This is a genomic window from Dictyobacter vulcani, assembly GCF_008974265.1.
GTDB classification, from domain to species: Bacteria; Chloroflexota; Ktedonobacteria; order Ktedonobacterales; family Ktedonobacteraceae; genus Dictyobacter; species Dictyobacter vulcani.
Window position 1 is genome coordinate 1731809 of sequence record NZ_BKZW01000001.1, and the last position, 15745, is coordinate 1747553.

The following is a 15745-nucleotide window of genomic DNA, read 5'->3' on the forward strand; positions in this document are numbered from 1 at the left end:
AAAAATACCGCGTGTGAATAGATTTTCGCAGTTCATTCGCTCTTTCAGAGTGGTAAGATTACTGCTCTGGACCCTCTGGGTTATTTATCGCGAACGGCAGCGTGTGGTAAAAGCACGCGAACGCGGAAATTATGAGATCCAGCCCAATACTGATGTTTTAATTGAGGTGCTGGTGGCTTTCCGTCAGACGGCCATTAAACTGGGCGTGTTGATGATTAAGCTGGGACAGTTTATGAGTACCCGCGCCGACCTGCTACCAGAACGTGCACTGGCCGTCCTTACTTCACTACAGGATGAGGTACCCCCGGAATCTTTTGATCACGTGGTGAACGCGATTGAGTCAGAATATAAGAAGCCAGTGGGTGAGTTGTTCAGTCATATAGAGACCGATTGCGCGGCGGCCGCTTCTCTGGGTCAGGTACATAAAGCCGTTCTGGCCAAAACCGGTGAAACAGTGGCGGTGAAAATTCAGCGTCCCAATATTGATCAATTAGTGGCGATGGACTTAAATAGTCTGCGCTTTGTGATCTGGGTGATTACAAAATTTGTCGATACCCGTTTCATCGATCTCAGGGGCTTCTACCGCGAGTTCCGGCGCACAGTCTATGAGGAGATTGATTTTGTCACCGAGGCGACCAATGCCAGACGCTTTAAAGAGATGTTTAAAGATGATCCTACCATCTATATTCCTACTATCTATGAAGAATATATTACGCGCCGTGTGCTGGTCATTGAGTGGATCGATGGAGTCAAGTTAAATGATTACGCAGCCCTGGATGCGGCAAAAATTGATCGTTTACAGGTCGCGAACCGAACCGTCAATGCTTATTTCTATCAATTCTTTGAAGCAGGTTTCTTTCATGCCGATCCACATCCTGGTAATATCTTTGTGAAGGCCGGATCCTCACCAGAGGCACCAGTGATTGCCTTTCTAGATTTTGGCATGGTGGGCTCAATCACCAAAGGTATGAAGCGTTCTATACGCGATATCTTTCTAGGTTTTATTATGCGGGACGCCCATATGATCGTTCAGGCTCTGAGTCGTCTGGGTTTTATCGGCGAGGGAGCCAATCCAGTAGCAATTGAGAAGGCGATTACGCTCTTCATGGAACAATATCATGGGGCAACTCTGGCACAAATGCGCGATTTAGATATGGGCGAAATTGCGCAGGATATGGTTAATCTCCTCTATGACCAACCTTTCCATATTCCCGCTCAGTTCGCTTTTACTGGTCGCGCAGTCAGTACATTGGTGGGTGTCTCAACCGGCCTGGCTCCTGACTTTAATTTTCTTGAGATCGCGACCCCCTATGCACGCTCCTTCCTGGGGCTGGACGCCAACTCGGCACGCGAGACGATGCAAGAAGTATTAACTCAATTATTAGAGAACGGCAAGGTCCTGATGAACCTGCCACGTTCAGTGGAAAACCTGATTACGCGCCTTGATTCGGGACAGGTAGAGGTCAAACTGGCCAATCTGCCTCAAACCAAAACCAGGCGCGGACGCAATGGGAGTATCAGTGTGCAGATAGCTGGTAGCGGCAGCCGCATATCGCTGCTCTTCATGTTTCTGGCATCTATGGGTGGCGGCATCTATCTCACCAATATACACATGGAAGCTCCCGGTTGGTTCTGCCTGGGCCTGGCCGCACTAACAGCCCTGGGCACGCTTTTCAGACGCTAAACGCTTACTAAGTAATATCATCTATACATACACAGCAAAAGTCCAAAAGGGACAAAAAATCGGCGGTACAACATAAGAAGCCAGTTCTTCACCTGAGGCATTACTCTTCAGGTGAAGAACTGGCTTCTTTCCATCTGTATACAGAGTGATGGGCTGTGAGTCACCTGTGGTTCAGGATAAGAAACGCCAGCCTTCGCTATCTATATGTTGTACGCGGCCCTCTCGCTCTAATTTGAGCAGATGGGCAGTAACGGATTGGGCGGCGATTGGATGGAGTTGTGGATCAACGTCCCGATAGATCTGGTCCACAATAGCAGTCAGGCTGATACCAGCAGGATATTGCTGTAGCGTATTGAGGATCTGTTGTTCGCGTTCCAGACGGTGCTCAATATACATGCTTAGCCGCTTCTGTGGATTAGGAATGCGCGGGCCATGCGCAGGAACAATCGCTGCTAGATCCAGCTTTTGGAGCCGCTGCAGGGATTGGAGATAGTCCAGCATATCTCCTTCGGGTGGCGCAATGACAACGGTACCAGTACCCGCTAAGAGATCGCCCCCAAACAGGATACGTTCCTTCTCCAGTAAAAAGCAGAGATGGTCGAAACGATGGCCCGGGGTGTGGATTGCGCGCAAGGTATCATCACCGGCCGGGATGATCACCCCATCCTGTAACTCTTCATCAGCACAGGACACTCCATCACGACTGAATGCATAAATATAAATGTGTAGCATCCGGCGTAGTTCCTCAGCGCCATCCAGATGATCTGGATGACCATGGGTGATCAGGATACGCCGAATGCCCCCACGCTCCTCGCCAGCGCTGATAATCGCCTCTAGATGCTGCTTATCAGCGGATCCTGGATCGATCACTGTGGCACCTTCGATCCCACCACCCAGTACGATGGTATTAGTGCCTGCTCCAGTCATGATTGATGCATTGGGGGCTAGAATAGTTGTAAATGGCTCACTCATAAATTTCTATTCTCCTGTGCCAGTCAGCAAGCTTTCAGGCTAAGATTGAGCCTTCTCTCCCGGTAAAACAATCTGGCTCTCACCGCCTTCTTTCACGATCACGGGCCGATGGGTCTGCACATACTGCTGCCCGGCTGTAGCGAGAGCCTCGGCCACAGAGGTAAAGGCGGCAAGTTCACGCAATTGATAGATGGTGGGAAAAGCCAGGTCAAAAGAACCAGCCTCATGCCGTTCTAAAGCCTGTCCAGCCCCGATCCAGATGCCATCACTGGTCTCGATTTGATCATAGGCCGCCTCCTGTTTGGCTGGACCTGGAGCCAGAAAGAAATGGGTATCATAGCGTTTAGGTGATACTTCAGGCGTAATCCAATGTGAAAAATAATACAATTGATCGGTTGCCAGAACCAGTCGCTCCTCGCGCAATAATTGCTCCATTGATCCCTGCTGCTTATGGAAGGTCTGACGATGCGACTTAAAACGGGAAAGTGCGCTTTCCTCGATAGCTAGCATACGCTGCTCATTGGTATAGGCAAGCAAGATATTCGCTTCTTCAAACAACTCGCGCAGTGCCGCCACCCGCAGGCCAGTCCCCAGCCTGGTTCGTCCCTCTGGATCAGCCCCAGAGTTAGCTACCGGCCAACAAAGTTCTGTCTGGACCTCAATATGGTGATCTTCTTCCGCAACCGCGCCACCTGGAAAGACATAAACGTCTGGCATAAAGGCACTTTTTGACGAACGCCTGACCATAAATATTTCTAAGCCTGATTGGGTATCACGAAGCAGCATCACTGCTGCTGACGGTCTAGGTTGTACGGGCATCCCTGATTCTCCAATTCTTCATCCGCTATGCTAAAAAACCAGACGTATCCAGCAGAGGACATCCAGCGTCCTTTCAGTGTGAGCAAGCGGTTAAACTCAGCAAGATCTATAAAAACCGACCATGCTTATGTATAGTACCATAGAGGCGTTAATCGGATGCTAAAAGCGGGTTTCATCGGATGCGTTTCAACCGTGTGAGTTGCACTGGCCATAATTGAACCACGTTCATACTGAACTTTCAAGAGCATGCAAGCCTGCGGTGTATGCCGGGGAAATAATAGTCCCTGATTGTAGACGTGAATTGAACTATTTCTGGTATAATTTATAGCAGAAGCTATCAGGCGAACTCACGATCGCCTTCAACATATAGAAAATGGTGCATGATGTCTATGAATAAGCAGACGTTAGTGCAAACAGTCCAACAATACCATGTGGGCTTGATTGGTGATCCTGTGGCGCATTCTTTCTCGCCACGCTTTCAGCAGCCCGCTTTTGATGCATTGGGAATTCCAGCACACTACGAGCTCTGGCATACACCCGCCAAACAGCTCGTTGAACGCATACGCTCTCTCTGTGAGCCACAATGCCTGGGAGCCAATGTGACCATACCGCACAAAGAAGCTGTAATGCCTTTGATCGACAAGCTTGATCCTCTGGCAGAACGCATTGGTGCGATCAATACCATCGTTCATCGCGATGACTATCTGTATGGCTATAATACAGATGCGCTGGGACTCCTTTATGCACTGCACGAACATGGTCTGGGCGTGATGCATCAGCAAAAAGTTTCGTTAAAAGGCCATACCGCCATCCTGTTAGGAGCCGGTGGGGCGGCTCGTGCAGCAGCGTTCGCATTGGTCGAGGCAGGAATTGAACAACTTATTATCCTTAATCGCCATATGGAGCGTGCCCAGATGCTGGCGGCTGATCTGCTTCAATACTATGATCGGCCAATCTTTACCTTAAATGATCCTTCCTTCCTGATACCACGTAGCTCGTCGATCATTATTAATGCAACGTCTGTAGGGCTACACGAAGATATCAGTCCATTACCCCCCGAGATCCTCTCGCACTTTGATCCGGATACCTTTATCTATGATATGATCTATAATCCTTCACAGACCTTTTTACTCTGTCAGGCACGCCTGATGGGCTTTGAGACCGCCAATGGACTCTCGATGCTCCTCCACCAGGGAGCCCTGGCCTTTACACTCTGGACCAATCAACCAGCTCCGCTTGAGGTGATGCGCCAATCATTAATCATTTAACGCTCTGGTTCACGTGCGAGTATCCTCGTGGAGGGTAATCTTCTCTTTTTCTGTGAACACTGTCACATTTGTTTATGTTCACTTTGACCTATGCCTTAATTGTCTATGGAATCGTACTGTATGGTTCCATTATTGACGATACTGATCTGATAGATTTTGCGACCGGGAAAAGCTTGATGGAGTTGTGCATATTGGGCGGGCTCACCGGCCAATGCATAGATCACATCGTTGTGCAGAACAGGATCATTAATGGGGAAAAGCACCATCTGATAGAAGACATAGTTGTTGGTCACCACAATGGCATGATGAAATTGAGGTTGATAGATTGCAGCCATGTCAATCTGATAGTTGGCGGGTAATCCATTATAATCTTTATGCACTTCTATCTGACGTGGCAAGAAGTACAACAGGTTGCATGCCAGTAGACTGCCCACCAGCAAGACTGTGCTCAGGCTCCAGCGCGGTGCTGCGAGGGAGACGTGATTGGTGGCGGTATCCTTACTCCACTGAACGATACTATGACCCGGCTTTCGTCCCAGCGCGGCCAGCGTTACAATTCCCCTTGCCGTCAAACCCAGGAGAAACGGTAAGGTCTCAAACAGGTAGCGCGGTCCCAGGTAGATGCCATGATAAAAGTATCCAATATAAGCTCCCGCCATAAGCACCAGACACAGTAACAGCAACCAATCAATTAATCTGGCTTGCCGGGTAAGAAAAGGGATCGCCATAAATGCCAGGGTGGTATAAAAAGGCCAGCCGTAGAGATCAATAGCCAGACTGGTTAAATTCTCGTCAAGATTAACCAGACCAGCCGCCAGGGTATGTTGACCATAAAAACCAATGCCGCTGCCAAATCCCCAGGTATCGGGCGCATAAAACAGGCTCCGTGGTGAGAGCAATGGATCATGGGTGAGCAGTTGATTGAAACCCAGGCTGATACCAACAAAGCAGAGGGCAAGACCCAGAGCAACCAGGAAAGGTAGCCACCAACGCCGCCAGGACAGGCGAACCTGTGACCAACAAAGATAGATGCTGATCGCTGTAACCAGTACGATCCATAAAACACCAACCAGGTCACGTGTTAATGCAGCCAGGCCAAAGCACATGGTGGCTAGCCAGATGTTCCAGGCAGCTCCGCCTTGAAGGAAGCGCAACAATGCCCACCATCCCCAGACCAGATAGAAAAGAGCAATGGCATGGCTGAGATAGCTGGCGGCCAGATAACTATAAAAAGGCGAGAGGGTACCAAGTATCACGGCTAAGGTTGCGACCTGCCGATTATAGAGACGGGCCAGAATCAAGCCAATACCCAGCAAGGACAATGTGCCACACACTGGTTCAACCATCCAGGGATGTCCCAGCCACATACCAGGCATCAGTGTCAGGGCTGTACCTGGTGGATACTGGGCAAACCATTGTCCGCCATATTGCAACATAAAAGGACCTGGAAAAAGTGAGGCCGCCGGTGGTAGTGGAGCACTCAGCTGGCCATGCGCATACATTTTGGCGGCAAAAAAATAGGCATTGGCATCATAGATATGTGGCATGCCATGATATTGCACCCTGGCAATCCACAGGATAAAGCAGAGGGAGCCAATCAGACACAGCAGTCCTGATGGGTGTATAGCGGTGGTCAGGGCCTCCCATACTCTCCTCACGGCATTTTTGTTTTGAACTGATTGACGCAGGATGGCATGTTCATTCTTATATGATCTCAAAAATTGCCAGCGGCCAGTTGCTTGTTTATTCAGAAGGGCAATCACACTATCTCCAACTATGACCAGCATCAATAAAGCCAGGGACCATAACAGGGTGCGAATAATAAAGCTAATCACCATGGCAGCAAAAGGCAAAGGATCTTGCGGAAAATAAGTTCGTCCAATCTCTTTCTCGTTAAACAGATCAGGAGAATTGTGGATTACGTTAATAAAACGATCATTACGATTTAAGGTGATATGCACGCTTGAATGGTCTGCCAGCACCAGATTAAGTGTACGCGGCGTCTCAGGACGTTGTAACTGGACATGGATATTCAAAACCGCCTCGCCTGATAGTGGAATAGGAACCCCTGGTTTCAACGGAATTGTATGTATTTGAGCTTTATGCGGTTGCTCTATTTGTAGATCACGCCATAAACTGGTTCCATCCAGATCTCGCATCCAGGCTTGAAAACGGTAGTAGGGTGAGCTAGCAATATGTTGGAAATAAGTGGGATCCAGGCTGAAATTATTCGTGCTATCGGTCCCATCCATCTGATACTCATGCAGGACCGGATCCTCATCTGCAAAGATAAGATATTGAGGTGTTCCAACCTTCCCAACGTTAAGCGTCGTAGTTCCCACGCGCACTTGCAAAGATTGATGACGTATCTCCAACGTAACAGGAACAGTAATGTGATAACATACCCGATCGAGCAAGCATAAAAATATCGTAAGTAATAGCAGCCCGGCGACCTTCCGCCATCCATACGTTGAAAACCACTGCATATAACATTATTTCTCTAAAATAGATTCCATAATTAAGCCACACAAGCCTGTGATTGAGATCAACTATTCAACCCATCCACATGCGCGCATCATTATATGCATGAATAGTTGAGTCTGTCAAAAAAGGATAGTGAGCATTTTACTGCCGGGGTGTGCTCAAGAGTGACCGCCTCAGATATTGTAGAATGAGTGATACCATTCCTACCTGCCAGGTAGCAACAAGCGTTAAAAGGAGATATGTTTTCGTGAGATTGGTCAGCTTTTTTAATCAGACAAATAACACCATCCGTCCCGGGCTTGTAGAGCAAGAGGTGGTTATCGATATCCAGCATGCTAAAAAACTTCTTCAGCTCACAGTGCCGGATTCGATCCAGGAAATTATTGAACACTATGCCACTGCACACAAGGATTTACAGTTCATTGCTGAAACAGCCAGACAGGGAAGGCTGAATGAGGCTAGTTATACCCTCAAGGATGTGAGTTTAACTGCTCCTATTCCCCGTCCGCGCAAAAATATTATGTGTCTGGCAGTCAACTATACAGAACATGCGAAAGAGACGGCTGCCTTGCGTGAGCATGGTGGTAAAGCCCCAACGCAACCAGTCATGTTTACCAAGGCACCCACCAGCGTCAATGGTCCATATGGCAACATCGTCATTAATCCAGCGGTCTCACAGCAGATTGACTGGGAAGTTGAGCTTGGTGTCATCATCGGAAAAAAAGGCATCAATATTCATGAAGATGAGGCCATGAACTATGTCTTTGGCTATACGGTGCTAAATGATGTGACGGCCCGTGACCTGCAGTCCCGCCATAAGCAGTTCTTTAAAGGCAAAAGCCTGGATGGCTCGTGTCCGATGGGACCCTGTATCGTGACGGCGGACGAGATCAGCGATCCGCACAATCTGGCTTTGCGCTTGCGGGTAAATGGAGAAATCAAACAGGATGGCAATACCACACAGATGATTTTCTCTATTCCTGATATGATTGCTACCCTCTCACTGGGCATGACACTGGAGCCCGGAGATATCATCGCGACTGGTACACCCAGCGGTGTGGGTTTCTCACGCGTCCCACCCGAATTTCTACAGCCCGGCGACATCATGGAATCCGAGGTTGAAGGAATCGGCACGCTACGTAATCCCATTGTAAGTAGCCAGCAGTAGAATAACGCTACAGCAAAAAGAGGTCGTCCGTAGTTGGCGACCTCTTAACAATACTTTTTCTGTACTCTCGGTTAGACCTGGACCTCTTCACGCAGCCATGATGGCAGCATCCCCCAGACATTCAGGGCCATAGCCCGCGTATGCCAGAGACGTGGTGGTGTGGTTACGTCTCGATCATAGTATTGCTGCATACCAGTAGACAATTCAATATGAATGCCATCAGCATCCACACAGCGAATAAAGAGATCACCACTGGCTCCATGGCGTCCAGGACCCCAGACCAGAGGGATCTGCTGTTGACTTAAGCGGTCAGCCCAATGCAATAGCTCGTTGCCATCGGCAACGTTGAAACCGATATGGTCAATGCCTGGTTTGCCTTGCAGCAGCATCAATGTATGGTGGTTTTGATTACAGCGTAACCAGGCGCGCTCACGTAACAACCAGTCTGAAATATCAAAACCCAGAGCTTCCGTATAAAACTCTACCATGGACTCCAGATGGGAAGTGTATAACGCGATATGTTGGAGTCCTTGTGGTCGCCAGCCCGCGCCACGGTTATGGGTTTGGGGAAGCAATGCATCCGCCCGGGCGGCGATTTCGATACGGTTCCCATCAGGATCACTAAACCAGAGCGTATCGCTCAGGTCTGTGTCTCCATCACGTGGCTGCAGGTTTAGATCGACACCAGCCATTTTGAGGCGTGCCGCCAATGCAGCCAGTTCAGCATCACTATCAACTTCAAAGGAAAGGTGATGAAGAGGCGTCTTCTGTACAGGTCGACGACCATTAGTGGCGGTCGGACGGTTATCATTAAAAAATCCCAGGCTATGGAACTCTTCACCCAGACCCAGGAATACGTTTGCGTCCTCTAATTCAACATCATCATCTGTCGTACTCTCAACAGTTGAGCGCACATCCAGCCCCAGGACCTGATGGTAGAAACGTGCCTCTGCGGGCACATCTGTCGTCCATATACCAACATGTGCCAGGCGCTTTACCTTTACCTTCTGTATCTGCTGGTTGCTCACGGGAGCCTCCTCAATTACCTATCTGCTGCTACGTGCATAAAATCTGCCTGTTATCATACTTCTCTCATATAGATAGGTCAATAAAATGAGCCGAAGGTCATAGGTATAGCTTAACCTGACCAGAATACTGACAAATGCGTATTTTTAGTCCACTATAGGGTTGCGATATTTTTGTTTCTTACTCGAGCATCTATATCTTTCGTATTCGTTGCTTGAGGCTTGATATCCAGAAAATGTTTGACATTCGTAGAGGATAAATCTATTGTCTCCAGGACGCGTATGAGTGGCGTATCTGGAATAGGCATTGGCGTCTCAGGAAAACTAAAAAATCCTGAAGCCTGGGTCTGTGGAATACGCTGACCAATATTCGTGGCTTGCAGTGATTGACTGATCTTTGAAATGGGTATACCAGCAAACGATGAATTGACCACATGCATAAATGGCTGAGATGGCTTATGCTGCTGCTTGCGCTCGGTCCTGATATAATCAACCACAGCTGTTGTAGCCACACACAGTGCAGCAAACAAGACAAATGTTATCCAGTGATGGAGTAACATTACCCAATCATAGATAGCTGTCAGCACAAAGGCTACACCAATCACAGTAAAGACAATTCCTCCCTGTACGATACGACTTAACGTCATATATCGGGAGACTACATACATAGCATGTATACGTAAAAGACCAAGCGTATCAATCCAATTGATGCCGGTCATAATCACCAGTCGACGTTGCTGCGCCGCCTGATTCGTGTGCACACAACGCTGCATACTGACAGGCCAGATGGCTTTGCTTGCACCTGGATGGAGCTGATAGCGCCCCTTATGTGTACGGAGCATTCTGGGCTCTCGTAAACCCCTACTCACCACCTTATACCTCGGTAGAAATGACTGAAGCATAGCGACAATTCCTTTCGCAGCCTGTCTCTTCGGTTGATTGAAAGGCGCGTAACCAAAGAATCAAACATTACTGCGCATACCTTTTGCCAGATTTATCACTACACGAACGTAAAACGTCCTGAATGGTACAGATATAATTGCTCTATTAAACGCAAGAGATAGCTATTCATAATGCTCATCGACGGGATAATCCTGCGCGCTCTCATACTATACATCGTAACTAGCTGCATAAGGCTTATTCTCATATCGCTATGGTATTAACTTCCTATCGCGCCAATGAAGTGCCGGCATACACCGGACAACTCCAGTGCCAGGTGTCAAAACATATTCACCATACGCCCGACCCGGCCAGGGGAAAATAGTTGTAGTGCTGTACACAGAACCTTTTCTGTTGCTATAACGCCACTTCCCAACAACCACACTCCATATCACAGTCCTCTTGACGAAGCTGTCCGACTATCACTGATACCACTATCACCACCCAACACTACCAATCAGCAATAGGGCTAGACATCCTGTCAGAAAAACTGGTTATAGAACAAACAGGGATTCACTGTACGCATATACAACAAGCTGGTGAGCTTTGAGAAAGAGGGAAGTTAAAATGGCGACCGGCAAAAACTGGCAGGACATTTCCCCTTCGACTTTCCCATATCAACCCTTGTCCAATGTACGGCTGCAACGTCTCTATCCCGGCACTTCACTGACGCGCTAGCCCGCTGACTTCCAGTTTGCTTTCTCTACAGAGAAATGCTGCATCCAGAAAACAAATCTGTAATCATGTTAGTTATTATACACCGATATACGCATAATACAAGTTAAAAAGCCATAAAGATCAAGATAATGATGAAAAATACAGAAGACTGATTCTTCGTTGCTTATGCACACATCTCAACATCAATATATACAAGATGTACCATATGCAGGTGAAAAGAGGAAAACAAGCTCGGAGAGCGTGGAGCATCCGAAAAGGGTGCCCCCGCGTAGGAGTTGCGCCGTTAGCACAAAAAATTATTGCTTATGCTTGCTCATCGTCTGTCGTATCGACATGCACGGTCCCATGAAGCACATTCGAGTTCGGGGTATGCGAAGGCGGATCCCACTCAAACGTTATTTTTTCGCGTTTGATGGGCATGTTGGCCAATAACTTTTCCGCACCACCTTCATGCGCCAGATTAACCTGCACCTGATCTTCATCAATGGCCAGACGACGTGAAACGACCGACAGAATTTCACCACGAATAAGCTCTAATAATTCAGGATTCAGCTTGAGACGATCATGCGCCAGCACGACCTTCAAACGCTCTTTGGCGACCTCACCAGGGCTGGGCTTTTTCTTGCCAGCCATAAATTCAAAAACACCCATTGTTTGCCCCCTCCTAAGAAGACTGAGAGCGTACAGGTTTCTCGCCCAATGCAGGACCAAATCCCATTAAGCGACGTAGTCGTTCCAGTAGGGATGTTGATTCTACCAGATCATCTAACGGTACCTCTTCACCCAGGATGCGTTGGGCGGCGTGCGTAAAGGCGCGACCGGCCCGGGTACGTTTATCATAGACAGCAGGCTCACCTTTGTTGGTGGCGATGATGATCGCTTCATCCTCTGGTACCACACCCAGTAAGTCGATGCTCAGAACTTCTAACACGTCGGTCACAGCCATCATGTCGCCACGCTTCACCATCTCCGCGCGCAGACGATTCAAGATGAGCCGGGGTTCTGGCTTTCCAGCGGCTTCTACCAGACCAATAATGCGGTCGGCATCGCGCACTGAGGCCATTTCCGGGTTGGCAACAATGATGATCTCATCAGCTCCGACAATCGAGTTACGGAATCCCTGCTCGATGCCAGCAGGCGAATCGATCAGCACAAAATCAAATTCCTGGCGCAACTGTTGGCAAAGTTGCTCCATCTGCACACTATTCACCGCATTTTTATCGCGTGTCTGTGCAGCAGGCAATAAATACAGTTCTTCCTGGCGTTTATCTTTAATTAAAGCTTGACGCAGACGACACTGCCCCTCGACAACATCTACCAGATCATAGACAATGTGATTCTCTAAACCCAGGACGGCATCCAGATTGCGCAATCCGATATCACCGTCGATAACAACGACCTTTTTCCCTTGCATCGCCAAAGCGGTCCCTAAATTCGCAGTCGTTGTGGTTTTGCCCACCCCGCCTTTTCCCGATGTAATAGTGATTACCCGGCTATCCATGCTATACTCCCTCTGAAGAACTTTTCAGGCTGCTGTATTGGCTCATACAGTCTTTTAGTATATCACGAACTTTTGACTGAAGTAGATACGTGTCATCCAACTTCACGAATACAGCATCGGCACATTATTTGCGAGGAGGCCGTCCACTCACCCAGGTCTCAACAACAATTTGTCCCTGGCGAATAGTGGCAACTTCTGGGCGGGGCTGCGCTTCAAAGCCTTCGGGAGGACGAGAGAGCAAATGAGCTATACGCAACTGCACCGGTGATAATTGCAAGGAACAGACAATCGCATTCTCATTATCTGGATAGCCCGCATGTACCATGCCACGCAATACACCCCAGACAATAATATCCCCCCCAGCCACAATCTCCGCACCTGGATTGACATCACCCAGAACAACCACGTTGCTCTGATGATGAATAGCCTGTCCTGAACGCACCGTGCGTCGCAAAAAGAGAGTATCCATAGAGTCACGTGCATCTTTCTGCACCTGCCCATTCTGTTCTACTGGAGTCGGTGCTATTGGAGTTGATGCTATCTGAGTCGGTACTATTGGAGTGGGGGCAATCTCTTTTGTTACGGTTGCTTCTATGCCAGTATCTGGAGAAGGAAGAGAAATTGTCCTGGCTGCGCGACGTTTGTCGGCGACAGTCTCAACCGCGGAAACTGACATGTGGTAACGCGCCAGCAAATCTTCCAGTTGCACACGCTCATTATTGCGTAGAGACCGCTGCGTTGTATCGACGGTAAGAGATGCTCCTCGAAAAAAAGAGGGTGACTCCGCGAGCCGACCTGCCAGCGCAGCAATTAAATCACTAAAGGGGGTCGCTGGTTCTAGCGTTAGAAGCAGGCCATTACGGGTTCCCTTGATTGCTATATGTCCTGTCACAGACTGGATTTCCTCCTTGTGCAGCCTGTCTGTATCTACATATGACCGTGCCGTCGACGCTTCTTTACCTGAATTATCTCCCATACCTTTTGATCCCCATATGTGCCGGAAGCTGGACGAATATAATGATACAGTGGTAACAATGAATATCGTACATATGTGTAGATACATATGCACCCTGATATCATACAGTATAAACACATGACTTTCAAAACACAATAGGTCCTGCCTGCCACTAGCCTGATATGTTCAAGTTGACTTGTTCAACCATTCCAGAATTTTCGCAGTATACTATGCATAAGCAACCGTCAGGACGAGCAATAAGAAAGGAGGAGGAAACTGGAAGAGCTAGAATCTGGTTCCCGCGCCGAATTGGAAACTGTGGCCGAGCTGGTTGAGCACTATGCGCTGGGTGTGGTTCATTCCATCACAGATCTGGGCGGGATGTACAATTTAAATGCGCGCTTACATACTGAGACGGGCGATTATGTGCTACGCATCCATCGACCCTGGGTGACAATGCCACGGCTGGCGTTTGAACAACACATCAAACGGTTGCTGGCCGGTGCCGGCTTTCCAGTTGTGCTCCCCATTCCTACAATCAAAGGTGCCGATGTACTCTCTCATCAGCAACGGCTGATTGAGCTGGAATCATTTATTGCCAATGATACCCCCATCAAGCGCTGGGAGCATTTTCCGGCTATGTTTACCTTGCTGGGTGATCTCCATACCTTTCTGGCGCAGGAGTTCCCACTTTCAAACGTTGTGCCTCCTGTGGTGAGCAATTATGCGACCCCTGTCCAACTGATCGAGCAGGTAGAACAAACGGCAGAGCTCATCGCCAATTCTCCATCGAGCGCTAAAATGATAGAGATACAACAGGCCGGTGAGATCTGTCAGGTCGTATTGCAAATGCTCGCGCAACAATTGCCCTGGTGGTATGCTGAAGGACAACATCTGCCACTCAGGCTGACCCACGGGGATTATGGTATGGACAATGTCCTTTTTTGCGAGGATAGGATTGTGGCACTGCTGGATTTTGATTTTCTGGATGTGCGTGAACGCATCTTTGATCTGGCCTATATGATCTATTGGATCTACTGGCGGCTGGAGGATGTGCGCTATCCTGAATTAGCTCCCTGGCAACGTGTACGCACATTGTTGGATGCTTACAACCAGGCCAGTGATCAACCTTTGTCTACCGAAGAAATACAGGCACTACCACTGGAGCTGATACGTGTCCCGTTGTATTGGATTGCCGAAGCGGGCTTTTTGCCCGATCCTGTGCAGGCGGTATTACAGCAAAAGGATGCTATCGCCTATGCACTCCGGCTGTTTCAGCAACGCGATGCTCTTGGAAAAGCCTTTGCGCTATCCTGATAAATGGATCAGGTATATATACTGGATGATGATGCCCGGCCGATAGCAATACCGGGCTGATAACTATTTTAACCTGGAGTAGTAACGCTATGACGTTTACGCAATTTCCGATGCAACGAGAAATCGTGCTTACAGCGGGCAATACAAAAATAGGAGTAATGCCAGAAATTAGTCTGGTTTCACATTTTCAAGTAGGAGATTGGCCTGTACTCTATCGAGCCAGTGAGACAGGCAATGTCAAACGCTGGGGCATGCCTTTGATGATTCCCAATTTCTCGCGCTTAAAACAGGGCATCTTTCAAGAAAAAGGTACCAGTTTGCCCGCCCATGGTTTTGGACGCAATCTTCCCTGGACAGTGACGCAACAGGATGCCTCAAGCATTACCATTCAATTGATCAGTAATGAGCAGACGCGTTCGCAGTATCCGTATGAATTTGTTTTTACCGCCCATATCGTGGCTGGCGAAGGCACACTTACATATACGCTGACCATGGAAAACCGTAGCGATGAGACCATGCCGATTGCACCTGGTTTCCATCCCTACTTTACCGTTGCTCAGCAGGATAAAGCGCAGATCGGTGTTGAAGGATTACCTGAGGTTGATCCACCAACCATCCAGTGGGCGACCCAACCACCTAATGATCCATATCCTTTTCCGCACAAAGTCACACTCACAATCCCCAAAGGTGGCATCCTGACTATTGCTGAAGAGCCGGTGAATGGTAACTATGCCTTAGCCACCATGCAAGTCTGGTCCGAGCCTTCAACCGCGCCCGATCATGACTTTGTTTGCTTCGAGCCAGTCGTCACCAGCGAAGACGGACTCAATCGCCCCGCCGATCGCTTGAATATCCCACCCCACAGTTCACAACAGCTTATCCTTCAGCTTACAGCCAGGCCCGCATAATCACACAAAAAGTGCCAACCGCTATGT

General features: G+C 48.6%; 13 protein-coding genes. 5 read left to right on the forward strand and 8 right to left on the reverse strand.

Annotated elements, in window-relative coordinates; all coding sequences use genetic code 11:
• Nucleotides 1–13 precede the first annotated feature (13 nt).
• Complete coding sequence (locus tag KDW_RS07235; protein WP_162005025.1) at nt 14–1684, forward strand: ABC1 kinase family protein; 1671 nt, start codon at nt 14–16, stop codon at nt 1682–1684.
• Between the two features lie 171 nt (nt 1685–1855).
• Here the strand turns inward: KDW_RS07235 and KDW_RS07240 are convergent, their stop codons facing one another.
• Nucleotides 1856–2656 (reverse strand): MBL fold metallo-hydrolase, encoded by an 801-nt coding sequence (locus KDW_RS07240; RefSeq protein ID WP_151755337.1) that lies wholly within the window; start codon nt 2654–2656, stop codon nt 1856–1858.
• Nucleotides 2657–2695: 39 nt separating this feature from the next.
• On the reverse strand, nt 2696–3373 hold the full coding sequence (locus KDW_RS07245) for an NUDIX hydrolase (protein ID WP_371876234.1): 678 nt from the start codon (nt 3371–3373) through the stop codon (nt 2696–2698).
• A 491-nt stretch (nt 3374–3864) separates the two neighbouring features.
• On the opposite strand from KDW_RS07245, the gene aroE reads away from it, so the two are divergent.
• Nucleotides 3865–4743: a shikimate dehydrogenase gene (gene aroE, locus KDW_RS07250; RefSeq protein ID WP_151757316.1), complete on the forward strand. Its 879-nt coding sequence runs from the start codon at nt 3865–3867 to the stop codon at nt 4741–4743.
• Nucleotides 4744–4838: 95 nt separating this feature from the next.
• On the opposite strand, the gene KDW_RS07255 is transcribed toward aroE, so the two are convergent.
• Nucleotides 4839–7229: an ArnT family glycosyltransferase gene (locus KDW_RS07255; RefSeq protein WP_151755339.1), complete on the reverse strand. Its 2391-nt coding sequence runs from the start codon at nt 7227–7229 to the stop codon at nt 4839–4841.
• 245 nt (nt 7230–7474) lie between these two features.
• On the opposite strand from KDW_RS07255, the gene KDW_RS07260 reads away from it, so the two are divergent.
• Nucleotides 7475–8395: a fumarylacetoacetate hydrolase family protein gene (locus KDW_RS07260; RefSeq protein ID WP_233097648.1), complete on the forward strand. Its 921-nt coding sequence runs from the start codon at nt 7475–7477 to the stop codon at nt 8393–8395.
• 71 nt (nt 8396–8466) lie between these two features.
• On the opposite strand, the gene KDW_RS07265 is transcribed toward KDW_RS07260, so the two are convergent.
• The 5 genes from KDW_RS07265 to minC form a co-directional block, all read right to left on the reverse strand.
• Nucleotides 8467–9423 carry a VOC family protein gene (locus tag KDW_RS07265; protein ID WP_151755341.1) on the reverse strand — a complete coding sequence of 319 codons (957 nt, stop codon included), beginning with the start codon at nt 9421–9423 and terminating at the stop codon, nt 8467–8469.
• A 152-nt stretch (nt 9424–9575) separates the two neighbouring features.
• Nucleotides 9576–10262: a hypothetical protein gene (locus tag KDW_RS07270; RefSeq protein WP_151755342.1), complete on the reverse strand. Its 687-nt coding sequence runs from the start codon at nt 10260–10262 to the stop codon at nt 9576–9578.
• A gap of 1078 nt (nt 10263–11340) precedes the next feature.
• The gene (minE, locus tag KDW_RS07275; protein ID WP_151755343.1) at nt 11341–11688 is read right to left on the reverse strand and encodes a cell division topological specificity factor MinE; all 348 of its coding nucleotides are present in this window, start codon (nt 11686–11688) and stop codon (nt 11341–11343) included.
• Between the two features lie 13 nt (nt 11689–11701).
• Nucleotides 11702–12538 (reverse strand): septum site-determining protein MinD, encoded by an 837-nt coding sequence (minD, locus tag KDW_RS07280; protein ID WP_151755344.1) that lies wholly within the window; start codon nt 12536–12538, stop codon nt 11702–11704.
• A gap of 124 nt (nt 12539–12662) precedes the next feature.
• Complete coding sequence (gene minC, locus KDW_RS07285) at nt 12663–13430, reverse strand: septum site-determining protein MinC (protein WP_162005026.1); 768 nt, start codon at nt 13428–13430, stop codon at nt 12663–12665.
• A gap of 381 nt (nt 13431–13811) precedes the next feature.
• Here minC and KDW_RS07290 point away from each other — a divergent pair, with 381 nt between their 5' ends.
• Both KDW_RS07290 and KDW_RS07295 read left to right on the forward strand, forming a co-directional pair.
• A complete protein-coding gene (locus KDW_RS07290) occupies nt 13812–14810 on the forward strand; it encodes a phosphotransferase enzyme family protein (RefSeq protein ID WP_151755346.1) in 999 nt (332 codons plus the stop codon).
• Nucleotides 14811–14899: 89 nt separating this feature from the next.
• Nucleotides 14900–15718, forward strand: a complete 819-nt coding sequence (locus tag KDW_RS07295) for an aldose epimerase family protein (RefSeq protein ID WP_151755347.1) — start codon at nt 14900–14902, stop codon at nt 15716–15718.
• The last annotated feature ends 27 nt before the right edge of the window (nt 15719–15745 follow it).

Bases quoted from the DNA above. Each gene is read 5' to 3' on its own strand.
- aroE (WP_151757316.1), top strand. From the start codon at position 3,865: ATGAATAAGCAGACGTTAGTGCAAACAGTCCAACAATACCATGTGGGC.
- KDW_RS07270 (WP_151755342.1), bottom strand. From the start codon at position 10,262: ATGCTCCGTACACATAAGGGGCGCTATCAGCTCCATCCAGGTGCAAGC.
- minD (WP_151755344.1), bottom strand. From the start codon at position 12,538: ATGGATAGCCGGGTAATCACTATTACATCGGGAAAAGGCGGGGTGGGC.
- KDW_RS07240 (WP_151755337.1), bottom strand. From the start codon at position 2,656: ATGAGTGAGCCATTTACAACTATTCTAGCCCCCAATGCATCAATCATG.
- minE (WP_151755343.1), bottom strand. From the start codon at position 11,688: ATGGGTGTTTTTGAATTTATGGCTGGCAAGAAAAAGCCCAGCCCTGGT.
- KDW_RS07245 (WP_371876234.1), bottom strand. From the start codon at position 3,373: ATGCCAGACGTTTATGTCTTTCCAGGTGGCGCGGTTGCGGAAGAAGAT.
- KDW_RS07255 (WP_151755339.1), bottom strand. From the start codon at position 7,229: ATGCAGTGGTTTTCAACGTATGGATGGCGGAAGGTCGCCGGGCTGCTA.
- KDW_RS07295 (WP_151755347.1), top strand. From the start codon at position 14,900: ATGACGTTTACGCAATTTCCGATGCAACGAGAAATCGTGCTTACAGCG.